Below are 16,061 nucleotides of genomic sequence, written 5' to 3'. Positions count from 1 at the left end.
AAATGACCAAAGATTTATCCTTTAAAAAAAGGGCAGTGAGAGGTTTGACACCTACCAACCACCCTTTTCATTTAATTCATTACTTATAATGGAAGCCCAGCATTAAGCCGTTGTTTGCTCCCCTTGGTTTGCTTCGATCACAGCATCTGCCATTTTACCAGTCAACAATTTAACCGCGCGAATCGCGTCGTCGTTACCTGGGATGACATAGTCGATTTCGTCCGGATCGCAGTTTGTATCAACGATACCTACGATTGGGATACCCAATTTGCGTGCTTCTGCAACAGCGATGCGCTCTTTGCGAGGATCGATGACGAACAGTGCGCTTGGCAGACCCTTCATGTTCTTGATGCCGCCAAGGAATTTCTCCAGGCGATCTTTCTCTTTGCGCAGAATGATAACTTCTTTCTTCGGAAGCACTTCGAAAGTGCCGTCCTCTTCCCAAGTCTCCAATTGTTTCAAACGATCAATCCGTTTTTGAATGGTTTGGAAGTTGGTTAGAGTTCCGCCAAGCCAGCGTTGGTTAATATAAAATTGGCCAGCGCGCTCAGCTTCTTCTTTCACGGAATCTTGAGCTTGCTTCTTAGTACCTACGAACAGAATAGTACCGTTCTCTTCAGCGATGCTCTTTACAAAATTATAAGCTTCTTCGACTTTCTTGACTGTTTTTTGCAGGTCGATGATGTAGATACCGTTTCTTTCAGTAAAGATATAACGGTCCATTTTCGGGTTCCAGCGACGTGTCTGGTGTCCGAAGTGTACGCCTGCTTCAAGCAGTTGTTTCATGGAAATGACTGCCATCTCCACGCACCTCCTAAGATTGGTTTTTGTTTGATGCTTCCTCCGCAAGTTTCATCTTTAACCAAGACTCCCATATTTATGGTAAGCACCCTTGGTAAAATCAACCTGCGTGCGTTATAACACCGTCAATTAATATACCATAATCGGCACGGGGATGCAACTGAAGTTCTTTGATGCCTTAAAACAAGGAAAACCATCCTATTTGGCTGATGGCTTAGCGGTTATTTTTGTAATGATCGAACTGTATTTCTCGCCAATTTGAAACGAGTACGTCCCGGTTCTGATTTTTGTATTTATGCCGCGCTTGGATGCTTCCTTGATAAATGCTTCGCTGCTGGAGATTACCCCAGCCTTCTTCAAGCCATCGGCGACCGCTGTCAGGCTGTCTCCATAAGCAATTTTGTATTTTACCGTTACAGGTTCAGGTTGATTGACCGAAGCGGATTCAGCGGTTGCCGGGGCCTTGGCATCTGGCAGCTCAGGTGCCGCCGGGACGGCAGTTTCAGATTTGCTGGTTGCCGAGCCGCCAGAAGCGCCCCCGCCGTCCGAATGCGGTTCCTGCGGCACCGCAGGCTTGGCTGGAGTGTCAGGCTGCTTCGGCTGAACTGGTTCTTCCGCAGCCGCCTCTTCCTCAACCTTCTTCTCCATTTCGGCCTTCCACTCTTCTTCTGTCAGCAGACGCTCATCCTCGCTCACAACCTTCAGTCGAAGCTTCTCTGCAGCTTGCTGAATTTGCTCGACCGTAACGGGTTTATTCTGCTGTCCTTGTCCAATATTCATCAATTGCAATAAAAAAGCGCCGGCGATAAGGCCAATCCCCAGTCCTAACATGAAGTTGCGATTTCTAAACATTAAGCGTCCTCCCTGTTAGCCAATTGCAAAATAAGCTGGACCTCACCGCGCTGGATACCGATAGATTTAGCGATCATATCGATGGATTTTCCTTTTTCGTACAAGTCAAACAGCTCCGGATATCTGCTTCGCAGAGAATTTTCCGCTCCCGGCATCTCTGCTTCTGGCTCGCCTGCAGCTTCAGGGACCGGCGCTCCCATGCTGTCAGCCGCTTCAGGTTCGGCTGTAGAAAGGCTTGCATTGTCTAAATGAGCCACTGTCAGTTGAGTAGATGAGTCGCTAATCGAGGGAGTTGCTAACGGCCCAGATGCCGGTAATCCGGTTAATGACGCTGAATTTTCCAAAGCTCCCATTCGGGATTCCAGCTGCCGATTCAATTGCTCCGCCTCAAGAAGACGCTGGCGCAGCTCTGCAATCGATTCCTGCTGCGACATTTGCTTGGAGTTTAGCTCTTGCTTCATCCCTGCGACCAAATCGATCAGTTCCTCATTTTCTTTCTCAATCTCCGCCATATACTGTTCAAGGGTGGCTTCCACATCACTGGCGGCTTCACTCGCTCCGGCCGGTTTCCGCCCGGGTAGAATGAATGCATATAATATAGAAGCAGCCCCAAGTATCACAATATAAAACCATGGTTCTCCAAATGACAATGTTATCCTCACCTTTTTACTGTGTGTAATGATCTAGGCGTCTACGTCTAACAGTTTAGAGCGACAGATCGATGTGCCGGCCTTTAAAAGGATGCTTTGCGGCCTTTTCCTTGTCCCGCTCCTCCTGCTGCTCTTCGGCATCCCGTTGTTCCTTGTCCTGGCCTGAAGCGGCATCTTCTTCCCGCTTTACCGTCTTGTTACGCGCGCTTTGCTCCATAGCCTGGCTCTTCCCGCGCTCAAGCTCGCTCGTCTTCATGTTCTGCCCGGCAAGTATAGTCTGGTCGATAAGCGGTCTTTGCTGCTGATCCTGCTGGATGCGCCCTGCTTCGTTAGTACGGGGAAGAGCGATTTGCATTTCCACGGATTTCATATTCATGACAATCACCTCGCACCGTTATAGGACAATTGCGTGGATTAGACGTAAGCCGACATAGCGATGTCTCCCTCAGTATAATAGAAGGACATTCTGGATATCGGTTCTTTAATATATTTGGTGTATCTGCCTATGACAATTTTGGAGCCGCCATAGATCATCTTCAGAACATCCACACGCGCGTTACCTGTTTCCTCCAATGCCTTCTCGATATGCAGCATGCGCTCCCTGATCTCCTCCAGTTCCTGCATGCTCGATTTCTTAGTCAAGTTAAGCTTGGATCTCATCGCCACCTTATCCGGCGTGAGCTTGCCCATAGAAGCTAATTGGTCGAGGAGGGTAAGCGCTTTCTCAGTCTTGTCGACATTCGCCATTTGATCCTTCAGCTGTTGGCGCAATTCCAGCAGCTCATTACGCAGCTCCGGAAGAACGCCCACCTCGATCGATGTGGCCGTAGACATCGGATTGCCGATAACTCTCGCCATAACCCGTTCTCCGGCTTGTATGTTGCCTCCAACGATTAGACCTTTGGTGCCGCTGCAGATCACATCTCTGCCGGCACGAACATTAGAGTGCATAATACTCTGGGTTACAACGATGTCCTCGCCAGCCGTCACATTGCCGTCCTGGATAAAGGCGCTTTTTACTTGCTGCCCTGCTTTAACGAGCCCTTTGTTATAACCAATAATGCCGCCCGTAATTTCAATAGATCCTTCTGCGATCAATTCTGCGCCCTCTACTCCGCCGACGACGCGAATATCACCGGAGGCGCATACCCGAAATCCGGTCAGAACGTTGCCGCGTATGACAACGGTGCCTACGAAATCGATATTCCCGATGCTGTAATCTACATCTCCATTGACCTCGTAAACCGGAAATACATTCAGCTTGCCTTTTTCGGTCTGGGTGACCAAGCCGTCGATAGCCGCATACATCGCCGTTTGTTCCGGATTAAGAACAACGTTCTTGCCCACCTTAAAACGTGCTGCCTTCCCTTCTTTGCAGGGAATCGACTCTCCGGTGACCGCCGTTCCGGGATGACCGGGTACAGGCGGAACCAGTTCAGCGATGAGTTGTCCCTTCCGAACGTTGTTCAGTCGAGTTACATCCTTGAAATCCACGGTACCGTCATCGCTTTCCGCCGGTCGATGGTGCTGATCCTCACCATCCATCGGCACGGCATAACGGATCGAGCCGTCCTTTCCTTGTACTGGTTCGATTCCAATGGCAATCGGTGTCTTGCTAAAAAAGTATTCCTTCGCATTCATGGCAAATCGGGCAACAATATCTTCTTGTATGCCGAATTTGATGCCTTCGCCGCGCAGAAAATGCTGCAAAACCTCCGGCGTGCAGGTAAACTCTTCATCTTTCTTCAAAAACTGCAGGTATGCAACTGTTTTGTCGTCATTCGTTGTCACGCTCAATATTTGGCCAAGATCATTCATGTAATCCATAAGTCGTTCCTCCTTCCATTCATTAATTCTAATAAGCCAATTGTGCTTCAATCTTCCAGCATCAACAAGTCTTTCTGCTTCTCCAAGCTTCCGCGGAGCCGAAGGATCGCCTTGGAATGGAGTTGAGAAATACGTGACGGGGAAAGCGACATCACCTCCGCAATTTCACTCAAGGATAAATCTTCATAATATAGTAGGGAAACAACGGTACGTTCCTTCTCCGTCAGCTTTTCGATTCCTTTAGCTAAAGAATCCTTCAGGAAAAATTCCCTTACTTTATAATCAGGGTTCTTGGCTTTCTCGTCAATTAACAAGGTGAGCCGCGTCTCTGATTCTTCCTCTCGAATCGGGTCTTCCAATGAACATAGTGTCATTACGGCAACTTCCTGCAGCATATTTTGAAATTCCCTTTCACTGACATTCAAATATTCACTCATCTCTAAATCTGTCACGGAACGAAGATACTGCTGCTCCAGGTGCTGGTATCCCTCTTCAATTTTCTTGGCTTTCTCCCGAACGGATCGAGGCACCCAATCCCCTTGCCTTAGACCGTCCAAAATTGCCCCTCTAACCCTCCATGAAGCATAGGTCTCAAATTGCAAACCTCTTTTATAATCGAATTTTTCCACAGCGTCTATCAAACCCATTACGCCGTTACTGGATAAGTCGTCTTTAGAGACATTTTTGGGAAGGCCAACAGCCAGACGTCCCGAAACATAATCGACAATGTGCAAATGCTTCTCGATAAGCTCCTTTTTGGCCTCAATATCTCCGTGTTCTTTCCATCGCTCCCACACATCGGCGTAGTTCAAAGTGGATGTCTTCCGCTCGTCCAATTGCCTTCACCCTCCTTAGTTTTCTGTCAGGTGACGAACAACTTTAGCCAGCTCTTCAGGATCTTTGTCATCAGGTGTCTTAACCAGTCTTGGCGGGTTTAACGGTGTAAAATCGTTATTTCCTGTCTGACTTCCCGGTGGCTGCTTTAGCAATTCGTTCAATTCATCCGTTTCATCCGGTGTCGTCAAGTCAAGCTGTCCGCCCTTACCCTCGTCATCATGAGGCGTAATAAGATCCTCGTTCGTTGAGACAGGAGACATCTCTTTCATGAAACCGATCATCCAATTGGCCGCATACGATAGCCCAAACCAAACTACGAATGCGATGAGTCCCCGAATGAGGCTTGTCGAAAACAAATTGCTGCTAGATGCGACTGCAAATGTAATCAGAAATCCAAAGAGTCCAAACAACATGTAATATTTTAGTTTTCCTGCCATGGCTACAATTCCTTTATACCCTTTTGTACACTGCGTATAAATAATATACCCGTTTCGCAATCGAGTTCGATCGTTCTTCCGTAATTGCCCCCCGTGTCCTCAGCTAACAACGGGATGCCCAGCTCCGACAGCTTCTCTTTGCATGATTCTACATTTCTCGGGCCAATCCGCAACGAATCTCCCGTTCCCGCAAAGGTAAACATTTGCGATCCGCCCGCCATTTTGGCCACAATCCGTTTTTTGTCTGCTCCGCTCGAAAGCAATTGTTGTAATAATGCCGGTACGGCAGTATCCGCATACTTGGCAATATTGAGCTGGCCCTCGCGGGCGATGGTGGATGTCGGAAGCATGACATGGGCAAGGCCAGCCATTTTGGCTACCGGATCATACAAAGTAAGTCCTACACAAGAGCCAAGCCCAGTTGTCCGAATAAGCCCTGTTTGCTGGATAATATTGAGATCCGCCATGCCGACCTTCACGATTCGCTGTTCCTCAATCATCATTCATCGGTACTCCTAAGGCGGTAAATATTTTATCGAAGGATTCAGGATCCGGGATAAGGAAAAATTGTCCCTCCACTTCTTGCTGATCCTCGATGAATGTCGTATCAATTAGCAATGCGGAATCACCCATTTCGCCGAACTGCAGCAGCCCGTAACTCAATATTGCTCCTGCCATATCCATCGCCAGCGCGGGAACGGTGGGCGTCATGGCCAGCGAGGTGAAATCGGCGAGCGAAGACAGATAGGAGCCGGCCAAAATATTACCAATTTCCGAAAGAGCAGACCATTCCATCTCGGAAAACTCCTCCTCGCTCTCCACATGAATTCCCGCAAGACGATGAAGCAGCTTCTTCGCCCCTTCTGGACTGAGGATAAAAAACAGATTTCCGGGAGCATCGCCTTCCACTCGCAAAAAGATGGCTAGCACAATGCACTCCGCTCCTCCAACCTTCTCAGCCACCGCCTCAAAAGGCAGCATTTGAACTTTGGGCACGGCCATGTCAATTGGTTTGTTAAGCAGTCTGGATAAGGCGGTGGCGGCATTCCCAGCGCCGATATTGCCGACTTCCTTTAACACATCCATTTTAAAATCTGCAAAACCTTTGAACAGATCCACTAGTTTAATCCTCTAAACTTTCCAATTGAATGATTTCAGAGCGGTTCAGCACTTCAGACAAGTTCAGCATGACCAGGAGGCGCTCCTCGGAAATGCGGGCAACGCCATGCAAATACTTTGCTTTAATTCCTCCGACCACATCCGGCGGGGAATCGATCACATCGCTGTTCAGATCCATGACATCGTTCGCCGAATCAACGATAAAGCCAACTTCCATCTCATTTACCGCGACAATAATAATTCGGGTCTGATCCGTGTACTCCGTTTCCGGAAGGCCGAAGCGCCCGCGCAAATCAATGACAGGAATGACGACGCCGCGTAAGTTGATGACTCCCTTTACGAACGAGTACGTTTTCGGAACACGGGTTATTGGCATCATGCGCTCGATCGTCTGAACTTTGTCTACCTCAATGCCGTATTCTTCTTCACCCAGTTTAAATACGATGACTTTCAATTCCTCTCCCATGGAAAATCCTCCTTTATGGTTATGGCAAGACTCGTCCGCCCTGCCTCCCTTGCGTATAGCCTTTACTTAATGAATGCGTTAGGGTCTACAATCAGAGCTACTTGTCCATCACCTAGAATCGTCGCCCCGGCAACACCCTGTACCGGAGGCAAATATTTGCCCAAATTCTTAATGACGATTTCGCTTTGGCCAATGAAATCCTCAATGGTCAATGCCGCCAAGCGTTCGCCCTTACGGATGACGACGATTTCTGTTTCCTCTTCCACATTTTCATCGAAATCGGCAACCTCGAACAGATTGGCCAAAGACATTAGAGGAATATGAGCGTCCCGGTATGGCACCATCGTATAGCCATGAACGCTGCGAATCTGGTTGCGTTGAATGATGCCCGTTTCCACAATCGATGAAAGGGGTATCGCGTACTTCTCAGACCCAACCTTGATCAGCATCGCGGAAATAATAGATAGCGTAAGCGGTAGCTGAACCGAGAACTTCGTTCCTTTGCCCAGGGTCGAGGTCACGGACACGTCGCCGCTTAACGATTCAATCTTGGACCGTACGACATCAAGACCCACGCCGCGTCCGGAAATGTCCGAAATGACGTCAGCCGTACTGAAGCCTGCTGCGAACAGCAGCATGTACACCTGCTCGTCCGACATCGTTGCAGCCTCACTCTGTGTAACGATTCCATTCTTCAGCGCTTTGTTCAAAATTTTATCACGGTCAATGCCGCCGCCGTCATCCTCGATTTCGATAAACACATGGTTACCGCTATGGAATGCGCGAAGCTGAACGGTTCCCGTCTCCGGTTTGCCTGCCGCGATCCGCTGTGCGGTCGGCTCAATACCATGATCCACTGCGTTTCTCAGCAAGTGTACGAGAGGATCCCCGATTTCGTCGATGACTGTGCGATCCAGCTCAGTTTCGGCCCCAACAATCACCAGGTCGATTTTCTTATCCAGCGATTTGGCCACATCTCGAACCATTCGCGGAAAACGGCTGAATACCGTATCGATCGGAACCATGCGCAGCTTAAGGACAATATTCTGGAGATCGCTGCCCACGCGGCTCATATGCTCCACCGTTTCGGTCAAATCGGAACGTTTGATTTCATAAGCCAGCTGCTCCAGCCTGGAGCGGTCGATCAGCAACTCGCTGAGCAAGTTCATGAGCACATCCAAACGCTCGATATCAACGCGGATTGTACGGGAAGGAGCTGCTCCGCCGTTTGCTCGGGCACCTGTTTTTGCTTCCGCCTTGGCAGCCGTTTGCGGGGCCTCCGGCTTCGCATCGGTCGGCGCCGCTGCGGCAGCCGGTGCTTCTGCAGTTCCAGCCGCTGCTGCTTCCTGAACCCCTGAGGAAAGCTGGTTCAGTGTTTCATGATCTAGCGGCATTACTTGTGCCGATTCAATTTCTGAAAGATTGACGATCATGCTCTGCAGCTCAGCTGCATCTTTCTGCGTTATGTAATACAGCGAAAAGCTGCGTTCAAACTTCTCCTGCTCAATCTCTTGTACCGAAGGATGGGATTTAACGACTTCGCCATAGCGCTCGAGTAGGTCGAAAACTAAATAAGCACGGGCGGCTTTTAATTGGCAGTCTTCGCGGATTGCAACCTCAATGTACAGCACCTTGTGGCCTTCAGTGATCGATTGCTCCAGGACGGAATACTGGAACTCGTCCAGTTGAATGCCAGTGCTAGCCGTCTCAGCAGCAGGAGCTGCCTGCGAGGAAGCCGCACTGTCCGCTCCCCCAGGAACCTCACCGCGTACGATCGCTTGAAGTGAAGTAACAATAGATTGAACATCAGCTTTGCCATCGCCGCCATTCATAATATCCTGAACCATCATTTGCAGGGCATCGAGACTCTTAAATAGAGTGTCAAAAATATAATCCTGCATTTTCAATTTTTCATTACGTACCAGATCAAGCACGTTCTCCATTTGATGTGTAAGCGAGGATAAGTCCTCAAACCCCATCGTAGCAGCCATTCCTTTTAGGGTATGCGCGGAGCGGAAGATAATTTGTACGATGCCGATATCATCCGGCGCTTTTTCCAGTTCTAGCATATTTTCGTTTAATGATTGCAAATGATCGTTGGACTCATCGATAAACATGGATAAATACTGATTCATGTCCATGGTGAGGCACCTCCTCTAAGAGATTCCTTATTTCACTACTTGTACGAGCTTAGGACCTATTTCTTGTAACGGTAAAACATGGCTTACACAATGAAGTTCAATCGCAGAGCGCGGCATGCCGTAAACGACGCATGTCTCCTCGCTTTCAGCGATCGTCGAGGTTACCCCAGCCTCGTATAGTCTCTTCATCGCTCTAGCCCCGTCACTGCCCATTCCTGTCAGCAGCACGATGTGCCTTTTCAAGGAGCTGAGCGGAAGCAATGATTCGTACAACACCTCAACGGATGGCCGGTGGCCATTTCGCTGCTGTTGGCTGTTCAGGGTAATCTTATATCCGTCTGATCCATAAACGACATTCATATGAAACCCGCCAGGAGCAATATATGCGGTACCGGGCAGCAGCTTCATTCCCTCCTCGGCCTCAACGACGCGAAGCTGGCTTAAACTGTCCAAACGCTGTGCAAGAGATTTGGTGAAGTTCGGCGGCATATGCTGCACGATCACAATTGGCGCCGGAAAGTTCCGGGGTATTTTTTCCAGCACAGCCTTTAAAGCCTTCGGTCCGCCGGTTGAAGTGCCGATAGCTACAATATCCGTAAACCCGGTCTTGGTATCCTTTTGGGCTGAGGACTTAGCGACAGCTTCTTCTTGTGGCCCCTTCACCTGCATTGGTGCTTTGTCCTTCTGAGCGACAAGCTTTTTCGTGCCTTGATCCTGAGCTGCAGGACTTCTTCTTGATATAATTTCTGGATCAGTTCCGTTTGCCTTGCCTCGCTTGTTTGCCGTCTCGGCGCTGGTCTTCCGGGATCGGTCTTGATCGCTCCTCGCTCCGTTCAAGACATCCCGCTCCAGCTTAGCGGCACCCGATTTGGGAATTTGCTCTTTGGCGGTAGCCGAAGCGAGATGCTCCATCCCACGGATGACTGTCATACGTTCAGGTTTAGGTTTGCTTAACGCTCGTCCAGCCTCGGTATCTGCGCTATGTGTTGTCTTAGCGGCTGATGCTGGCCGGAGAGAATTTAGCTCAGCTTGCGTATGCAATCCCGACTCCCGTGCAGCTTTACGTTCCTTCATCAGCATGGCTGTACGGATCTGTTCATGGAGCTCAAGCTTCACCTGACTGATATCATGGGAACTCGTTGAAGCAGAGGGTTTTCGAATGAAATCGAAGGCGCCAAGCTCAAGGGCCATGATCGTCTCGCGCATCCCCTGCTCGTTAATACCCGAAAGCATGATCACGGGAAGCGGCTGGCGCTCCATAATGATCTTTAAAGCATCCAGACCGTTGAGCTCCGGCATTTCCACATCCATTGTGACCAAATCCGGCGAGAGCAGGCCGATTTGCTCAATGGCCTCTCGGCCATTCCGAGCAGTGCCGATCACTTTAAAATCCGGATCCTGCTCAATTAAGTCCGACACGATCTTTCTCATGAATGCCGAATCATCAACCACCATTATCCGGTAAGGCATAGTCCCACCCCTGTTCCTTAATGCAGAATCATTTTGTGCGTTTAAGCCATCTGTGCATAAATCCTTTGATTCCTGTCAAGGTATCCTTTTGCCCCATCTGCGGAACTTCCAAAAATCTCATCGCTAAACGCTGAATATCGCGCGCAGCTACACAGCTAGGAAAAGCGGTTGAAAATGGGATTTGTTTCTTGACCGCTTGCATCACATGCGGATCGTCATGAATATGTCCAAGCATGGCGATTTCCATATCGAGAAAGCGTTTGGCTACCAGCGACAGCTTATCGGTAACCTGTTTTGCCTCCTGCTGGTTTGCAACCCGGTTAACGACAAGCCGGAACGGCACTTCCTGTTCCATGCCGTGAACGACTTTGATTAATGCATACGCATCTGTTATCGATGTTGGCTCCGGAGTGGTTACTACAATGCATTCGTCGGCTGCCGTAATAAATTTTACGGTTTCCTTGGACAAGCCTGCACCAGTATCGAAGATGATGTAATCCATCTGCTCCGAAAACTCTTCAATCTGAGCTGTAAAATAGTTCAAGTCGGATTCCGATAAAGTAAACAGGTCCGCCATTCCCGAGCCGCCTGCAATAAAAGGCAGACCGTTTGTTCCAAGCTCGATGATCTCCTCCAAATTCTTCTCGCCTTTTAAGAGATGGTACAGATTGTACCTTGCCCTGACGCCCATCAGCACATCGATATTCGCCATCCCGATATCCGCATCAAAGATCAGCACCTTGCGGCCGAGTGTTTTGAGGGCTAAAGCGAAGTTCAAGGTGAAATTGGATTTGCCGACACCGCCCTTGCCGCTGCTAACGGTTAAAATCCGGGCCGAATTTGATCTTGGCGCCAGCCTGTCGTAAGAGCCTTCCAGCTTTGATACAAGCTGTCTAAGAGCCTGGGCCTGGTCATTCATGTTCTTTGCGCTCCAAGGAGCATATTCGTGAACAGGTCATTATTTGCAGGCAGTAAATCATCAGGGACATTCTGACCGTTTGTTACATATGACACCTGCATGGGATACTCATGCAGCAAATTATAGATGGGTCCCACGCTTTGCGTTTCGTCTAGCTTCGTAAATATCACCTTCTGGATGCCATATTTGCTAAAATGCTCGGTAATTTTCATCATATCTCGACTTTTAGAGGTCAAGCTCAACACCAAATAAGTTTCGCTATGCTCAGATGGGCTTAGCAGGCTATGCAGCTCTGCCACATACAGCTCGTTAAGGTAGTTCCTCCCTGCGGTATCCATCAGGATCAAATCGCAATGCTCCAATCGCTGCATGGCCCTTTGTACATCGCCTGGCGATTGAACCACTTCGAGCGGAACGTTTAAAATCGAAGCGTACGTGCGCAGCTGCTCGATCGCTGATATACGATACGTATCCGCCGTAATAAACCCGACCTTCTTGCGAAGGCGAAAAATCTGATCCGCCGCGAGCTTGGCAATGGTCGTTGTTTTGCCGACACCCGTTGGACCTACGATATAAACGACTTTAGTTCCGTCTTGAATCCCTTCGCCAATGCGGTCCTTTAGGAATGTTTCCGCACTGGCTCTGATTATGGCCACAAGCTCTTCATCGCTCATCGTTTTCCCGTCGTTTTCCCAGGCTGTAAAGGCTTCATCTACCCATACATCGGCAAGCTCCGGGCTGACTTCTTGCTCGGCGAGCCGCTCTTTTACTTGACTCAGCGGCTCCGGGAGCTCCGGCAGACCTTCTTGGAAACGTGCCAGCTTCGTCATCAGCATTTTCATCTGTTCGATTTCAATGAATAGACGATCTTCCTTCGAACTGCTTAAAGACGTGGAAGCAGAGCTCATTGAACCAGTTGCACTCGCAGGATTAACGGTGTCTGCGCTCGTCTTGTGGGTTGCTAAACGCAGTAGCTCTTCCTGAGAGAGAGGATCCTCCTCCTTTGCGGCTGCGATGACGGCCGCCGACAAGCGGTTGTCCTTTGACGGAAGCTTCTCCTCGTCTACTGTAGCCACAGGCTGACTATGGCCTGTAGCTTGCGACGTCATTGCCGTTGATTTGCGATAAGCCTCCGGTACGGCCTGGGGCACAATCGGCGGGAATGAAGGAGAAGAAGCGACGGGCCGAGAGGGTTTCCCTTTCGGCGCAGTAGCTTCCTTGCTCTCTGATGCGGCAATGACTTCGATTTTTCGTTTTTGGAACATTCCTAGAAATCCGCCGATTTTCAGCTCCTTTGTGCTTAGTATGACGGCATCCTTTCCAAGTTCATCGCGAATTTTCTGCATCGCATCAGGCATAGTGTCGACGATATACCGTTTTACTCTCATAAGTTCACCACTCCGACACTCTGAATTTCGACATTCGGCTCAAGCTCGCTATAAGACAGTACCGGTACATCCTGCATCGTCCGTTCCATCACCTGCCGTAAGTACATGCGGATCGTCGGTGACGTGAGGACAATCGGCTGCTGTCCGGATTGAATGAGCCGGTTGATTTGCTCCGTCAGTTTCTGGTAGACCGTTTGAGTAGAAGCTGGATCCAGGGCCAAATAACTGCCCTGATCGGTCTGCTGTACGCTCTCGGCAATTTTCTTCTCGAGCGATGGACCTACGGTAATAACCCTCATCGTCTCGCCTTGCTGCGTATACTGCTGCGTAATTTGTCTGGATAACGCCTGCCGCACATATTCGGTCAATACGTCAGGATCCTTCGTATAAGTTCCGTAGTCGGCTAACGTTTCAAATATCGTTACCATATCGCGGATCGATATTTTCTCACGCAGCAATTTGGCTAGTACTTTCTGCACATCTCCGATGGTAAGAACCGAAGGAATCAGTTCGTCGACAAGCACAGCGTAATTCTCTCTAAGATTATCGACAAGCGCCTTCGTCTCTTGTCTGCCAAGAAGCTCATGAGCATGCTTCTTGATCATTTCCGTCAAATGAGTAGCTACGACGGATGGTGGATCTACCACCGTGTAACCTGATAACTCAGCCCGGTCTTTGGTCGATTCATCAATCCAAAGCGCCGGCAATCCAAAGGCTGGTTCCTGGGTCTCTATACCTGTAATCGTTTCGTCGTCCATCCCAGGACTCATGGCCAAATAGTGATTAAGTAATAATTCACCACGACCCACGATATTTCCTTTTATTTTGATGACATATTCATTCGGTTTTAGTTGAATATTGTCACGAATGCGAATGACGGGTACGACCAGCCCCATTTCCAGGGCACATTGCCGCCTGATCATGATGATTCGGTCTAGCAGATCTCCGCCTTGTCCGGTATCAGCAAGCGGAATCAAACCGTATCCGAATTCAAATTCAATCGGATCAACCTGCAGTAAATTGATAACACTCTCCGGACTGCGTACCTCTTCGATCTCCTGCTCCTCCTCTTCCTGCTCCTGCTCGATTTGACGGCGGTCCAGATTTTTCTGCATCCGGTAAGCCGCAAAGCATAACATTCCAGCAAAAGGCAAAGTCGTTATCGGCCCTATCGGAGTAAAAAGTCCTAGCATTGCTATCGTTCCGGCAACAATATAAACCAGCTTCGGATAAGAGAACAGTTGGCCTGTTATATCCTCTGCAAGATTGCCTTCCGACGATGCTCGGGTAACAATCAAACCGGCTGCCGTGGAAATGAGCAGCGCCGGAATCTGGCTGACCAAACCGTCCCCGATCGTAAGCAGTGAATAAGTGGAAAGCGCCTCGCCAAACGGCATTCCATGAATCGACATTCCGATGATAAATCCGCCGATAAGATTAATGAGGAGAATGATAATACTGGCAATGGCGTCACCTTTGACGAATTTGCTCGCCCCGTCCATTGCTCCGTAGAAATCCGACTCCCTTTCGATCTTGCGTCGGCGATCCCTAGCCTGCTGCTCATTAATCAAGCCGGCATTTAAATCTGCGTCAATACTCATCTGCTTGCCGGGCATCGCATCCAAGGTGAAACGTGCCGCTACTTCCGCCACGCGCTCCGAACCCTTGGTAATGACGATGAACTGCACGACAACTAGAATCAGAAACACGATAAAACCGACGACAGGCTGACCCTGCGACACCCACGATCCAAATGTCGCAACCACGTCCCCAGCCTTCGCTTGTCCTAAAATCAGCTTCGTTGTCGAAACGTTCAACGCCAGCCGGAACAACGTGGTAATGAGCAGCATCGCCGGAAAGATGGAGAATTGTAATGCCTCCTTTGTGTTCATGGCGACGAGCAGAATCATAAGCGCGACCGATATGTTGATAATGAGAAGAATATCCAGCAGCCAAGTCGGGATCGGAAGAATCATTAATAGAACGATGCCGATAATTCCTAAAAGTATAAATAAATCCTTAGCCTTCTTCATGGCTCCGCCTCCGATCCCGTCCATTATTTACTCTTACCTTTCATTCTATATACGTAAGCCAGCACTTCGGCCACGGCTTGAAACAAATCCGCAGGAATCGTATCCCCGATTTCCGCTCTTTGGAACAATGCACGAGCCAGCGGCTTGTTTTCCATAATAATAACGCCGTGTTCCTTAGCGATCTCTCGAATACGAAGGGCAACGTAGTCCTGACCCTTAGCAACGACTTGTGGAGCATCCATTTCCGAGCCTTCGTATTTCAAGGCAACCGCAAAATGGGTCGGGTTCGTAATAATCACATCCGCTTTAGGAACTTCTTGCATCATACGCTGGAGCGCCATACGGCGCTGTCTTTCACGTATTTTGCCTTTGATCAGCGGATCGCCTTCCATTTTCTTGTACTCATCTTTAATGTCCTGCTTCGACATTCTCAAATTTTTCTCGTGATCATATTTCTGGTACATATAATCAAGTACCGCTAGTACAAATAAAGCGGCGCCAATCTTTAATCCTAGGTTCATCGTCAGCTTCGAAGTAAAATAAAATGCATCCTCGATCGTGACGTGGCCTAAAGAAGCAATATTGCCCCGTTCTCCCCATATCGTCGTATAGACCAAAAAACCAATGATAGTTAGTTTAAGAACGGATTTTAGAAATTCGACTAACGAACGAATCGAGAAAATTCTTTTGAATCCCTGAATAGGGTCCAGTTTTTTCAACTGCATTTTTAGCGGTTCCCCAGTAAGGAGGAAGCCGACCTGGGCGTAGTTTGCTACAGCAGCCATAACCACCACGATCAACAGCAGAGGCGCCAGAAGCAATAAAATCTGAACGGCGTAGTCCCCAAACATCGTCATGACATTTTCATTCGTTACGTCCATATTCAACCGGTGATAATATACATCAGAAAAAAGAAGCATCAGCCGTTCCTTCATATATCCCCCAAACATGAGCAGACATAAAAATCCGGATAACAGTACGACTGAACCTGATAAATCCTGACTTTTCGCAACCTGGCCTTTCTTCCGGGCGTCCTGCCGTTTTTTGGGCGTGGCCTTCTCTGTTTTCTCACCGGCAAACAACTGCAGATCCAGCGTATACCGGAACGACATAACGATCCC

The 16,061-nt window shown here is 49.0% G+C and carries 16 protein-coding genes; all 16 read right to left on the bottom strand.

Going from position 1 to position 16,061, the window contains the following annotated elements; translation table 11 throughout:
* Nucleotides 1-102 precede the first annotated feature (102 nt).
* Nucleotides 103-801, bottom strand: a complete 699-nt coding sequence (rpsB, locus tag MKX50_RS11115) for a 30S ribosomal protein S2 (RefSeq protein ID WP_155610996.1) — start codon at nucleotides 799-801, stop codon at nucleotides 103-105.
* Nucleotides 802-999: 198 nt separating this feature from the next.
* A complete protein-coding gene (locus tag MKX50_RS11110; protein ID WP_339159634.1) occupies nucleotides 1,000-1,653 on the bottom strand; it encodes a hypothetical protein in 654 nt (217 codons plus the stop codon).
* Nucleotides 1,653-2,303 (bottom strand): hypothetical protein, encoded by a 651-nt coding sequence (locus MKX50_RS11105; protein ID WP_339159632.1) that lies wholly within the window; start codon nucleotides 2,301-2,303, stop codon nucleotides 1,653-1,655. The genes MKX50_RS11110 and MKX50_RS11105 overlap by 1 nt, the downstream gene beginning before the upstream one ends.
* 55 nt (nucleotides 2,304-2,358) lie before the next feature.
* A complete protein-coding gene (locus tag MKX50_RS11100) occupies nucleotides 2,359-2,679 on the bottom strand; it encodes a hypothetical protein (RefSeq protein WP_213588601.1) in 321 nt (106 codons plus the stop codon).
* Between the two features lie 38 nt (nucleotides 2,680-2,717).
* A complete protein-coding gene (locus MKX50_RS11095; protein WP_339159631.1) occupies nucleotides 2,718-4,130 on the bottom strand; it encodes a FapA family protein in 1,413 nt (470 codons plus the stop codon).
* Between the two features lie 47 nt (nucleotides 4,131-4,177).
* Entirely contained in the window at nucleotides 4,178-4,966 is a 789-nt protein-coding gene (locus tag MKX50_RS11090; protein ID WP_213588603.1) for a FliA/WhiG family RNA polymerase sigma factor, read from the bottom strand.
* A gap of 15 nt (nucleotides 4,967-4,981) precedes the next feature.
* A complete protein-coding gene (locus MKX50_RS11085; protein WP_155610990.1) occupies nucleotides 4,982-5,404 on the bottom strand; it encodes a hypothetical protein in 423 nt (140 codons plus the stop codon).
* A 2-nt stretch (nucleotides 5,405-5,406) separates the two neighbouring features.
* On the bottom strand, nucleotides 5,407-5,904 hold the full coding sequence (locus MKX50_RS11080; protein WP_339160084.1) for a chemotaxis protein CheD: 498 nt from the start codon (nucleotides 5,902-5,904) through the stop codon (nucleotides 5,407-5,409).
* Nucleotides 5,897-6,523 (bottom strand): chemotaxis protein CheC, encoded by a 627-nt coding sequence (locus MKX50_RS11075; RefSeq protein WP_244996300.1) that lies wholly within the window; start codon nucleotides 6,521-6,523, stop codon nucleotides 5,897-5,899. The genes MKX50_RS11080 and MKX50_RS11075 overlap by 8 nt, the downstream gene beginning before the upstream one ends.
* A 4-nt stretch (nucleotides 6,524-6,527) precedes the next feature.
* Nucleotides 6,528-6,989 (bottom strand): chemotaxis protein CheW, encoded by a 462-nt coding sequence (locus tag MKX50_RS11070; protein WP_213588604.1) that lies wholly within the window; start codon nucleotides 6,987-6,989, stop codon nucleotides 6,528-6,530.
* A gap of 62 nt (nucleotides 6,990-7,051) precedes the next feature.
* Nucleotides 7,052-9,130: a chemotaxis protein CheA gene (locus MKX50_RS11065; protein ID WP_339159629.1), complete on the bottom strand. Its 2,079-nt coding sequence runs from the start codon at nucleotides 9,128-9,130 to the stop codon at nucleotides 7,052-7,054.
* A 27-nt stretch (nucleotides 9,131-9,157) separates the two neighbouring features.
* Nucleotides 9,158-10,600, bottom strand: a complete 1,443-nt coding sequence (locus MKX50_RS11060; protein WP_339159628.1) for a chemotaxis response regulator protein-glutamate methylesterase — start codon at nucleotides 10,598-10,600, stop codon at nucleotides 9,158-9,160.
* Nucleotides 10,601-10,628: 28 nt separating this feature from the next.
* Complete coding sequence (locus tag MKX50_RS11055) at nucleotides 10,629-11,519, bottom strand: MinD/ParA family protein (protein WP_339159627.1); 891 nt, start codon at nucleotides 11,517-11,519, stop codon at nucleotides 10,629-10,631.
* The gene (flhF, locus tag MKX50_RS11050; RefSeq protein WP_213588608.1) at nucleotides 11,516-12,907 is read right to left on the bottom strand and encodes a flagellar biosynthesis protein FlhF; all 1,392 of its coding nucleotides are present in this window, start codon (nucleotides 12,905-12,907) and stop codon (nucleotides 11,516-11,518) included. The genes MKX50_RS11055 and flhF overlap by 4 nt, the downstream gene beginning before the upstream one ends.
* The gene (gene flhA, locus MKX50_RS11045; protein WP_213588609.1) at nucleotides 12,904-14,940 is read right to left on the bottom strand and encodes a flagellar biosynthesis protein FlhA; all 2,037 of its coding nucleotides are present in this window, start codon (nucleotides 14,938-14,940) and stop codon (nucleotides 12,904-12,906) included. The genes flhF and flhA overlap by 4 nt, the downstream gene beginning before the upstream one ends.
* Before the next feature lie 23 nt (nucleotides 14,941-14,963).
* Nucleotides 14,964-16,052 carry a flagellar biosynthesis protein FlhB gene (gene flhB / locus MKX50_RS11040; RefSeq protein WP_339159625.1) on the bottom strand — a complete coding sequence of 363 codons (1,089 nt, stop codon included), beginning with the start codon at nucleotides 16,050-16,052 and terminating at the stop codon, nucleotides 14,964-14,966.
* Between the last annotated feature and the right edge of the window lie 9 nt (nucleotides 16,053-16,061).

This window comes from Paenibacillus sp. FSL W8-0186 (assembly GCF_037969765.1).
Lineage (GTDB): Bacteria > Bacillota > Bacilli > Paenibacillales > Paenibacillaceae > Fontibacillus > Fontibacillus woosongensis.
The sequence above is the reverse complement of the archived record's forward strand: the minus strand, read 5'-3'. Positions and strand labels throughout refer to the sequence as shown.

Bases quoted from the DNA above. Each gene is read 5' to 3' on its own strand.
- rpsB (WP_155610996.1), bottom strand. From the start codon at position 801: ATGGCAGTCATTTCCATGAAACAACTGCTTGAAGCAGGCGTACACTTC.
- MKX50_RS11110 (WP_339159634.1), bottom strand. From the start codon at position 1,653: ATGTTTAGAAATCGCAACTTCATGTTAGGACTGGGGATTGGCCTTATC.
- MKX50_RS11100 (WP_213588601.1), bottom strand. From the start codon at position 2,679: ATGAATATGAAATCCGTGGAAATGCAAATCGCTCTTCCCCGTACTAAC.
- MKX50_RS11095 (WP_339159631.1), bottom strand. From the start codon at position 4,130: ATGGATTACATGAATGATCTTGGCCAAATATTGAGCGTGACAACGAAT.
- MKX50_RS11085 (WP_155610990.1), bottom strand. From the start codon at position 5,404: ATGGCAGGAAAACTAAAATATTACATGTTGTTTGGACTCTTTGGATTT.
- MKX50_RS11080 (WP_339160084.1), bottom strand. From the start codon at position 5,904: ATGATTGAGGAACAGCGAATCGTGAAGGTCGGCATGGCGGATCTCAAT.
- MKX50_RS11070 (WP_213588604.1), bottom strand. From the start codon at position 6,989: ATGGGAGAGGAATTGAAAGTCATCGTATTTAAACTGGGTGAAGAAGAA.
- MKX50_RS11065 (WP_339159629.1), bottom strand. From the start codon at position 9,130: ATGGACATGAATCAGTATTTATCCATGTTTATCGATGAGTCCAACGAT.
- MKX50_RS11060 (WP_339159628.1), bottom strand. From the start codon at position 10,600: ATGCCTTACCGGATAATGGTGGTTGATGATTCGGCATTCATGAGAAAG.
- MKX50_RS11055 (WP_339159627.1), bottom strand. From the start codon at position 11,519: ATGAATGACCAGGCCCAGGCTCTTAGACAGCTTGTATCAAAGCTGGAA.
- flhF (WP_213588608.1), bottom strand. From the start codon at position 12,907: ATGAGAGTAAAACGGTATATCGTCGACACTATGCCTGATGCGATGCAG.
- flhA (WP_213588609.1), bottom strand. From the start codon at position 14,940: ATGAAGAAGGCTAAGGATTTATTTATACTTTTAGGAATTATCGGCATC.
- flhB (WP_339159625.1), bottom strand. From the start codon at position 16,052: ATGTCGTTCCGGTATACGCTGGATCTGCAGTTGTTTGCCGGTGAGAAA.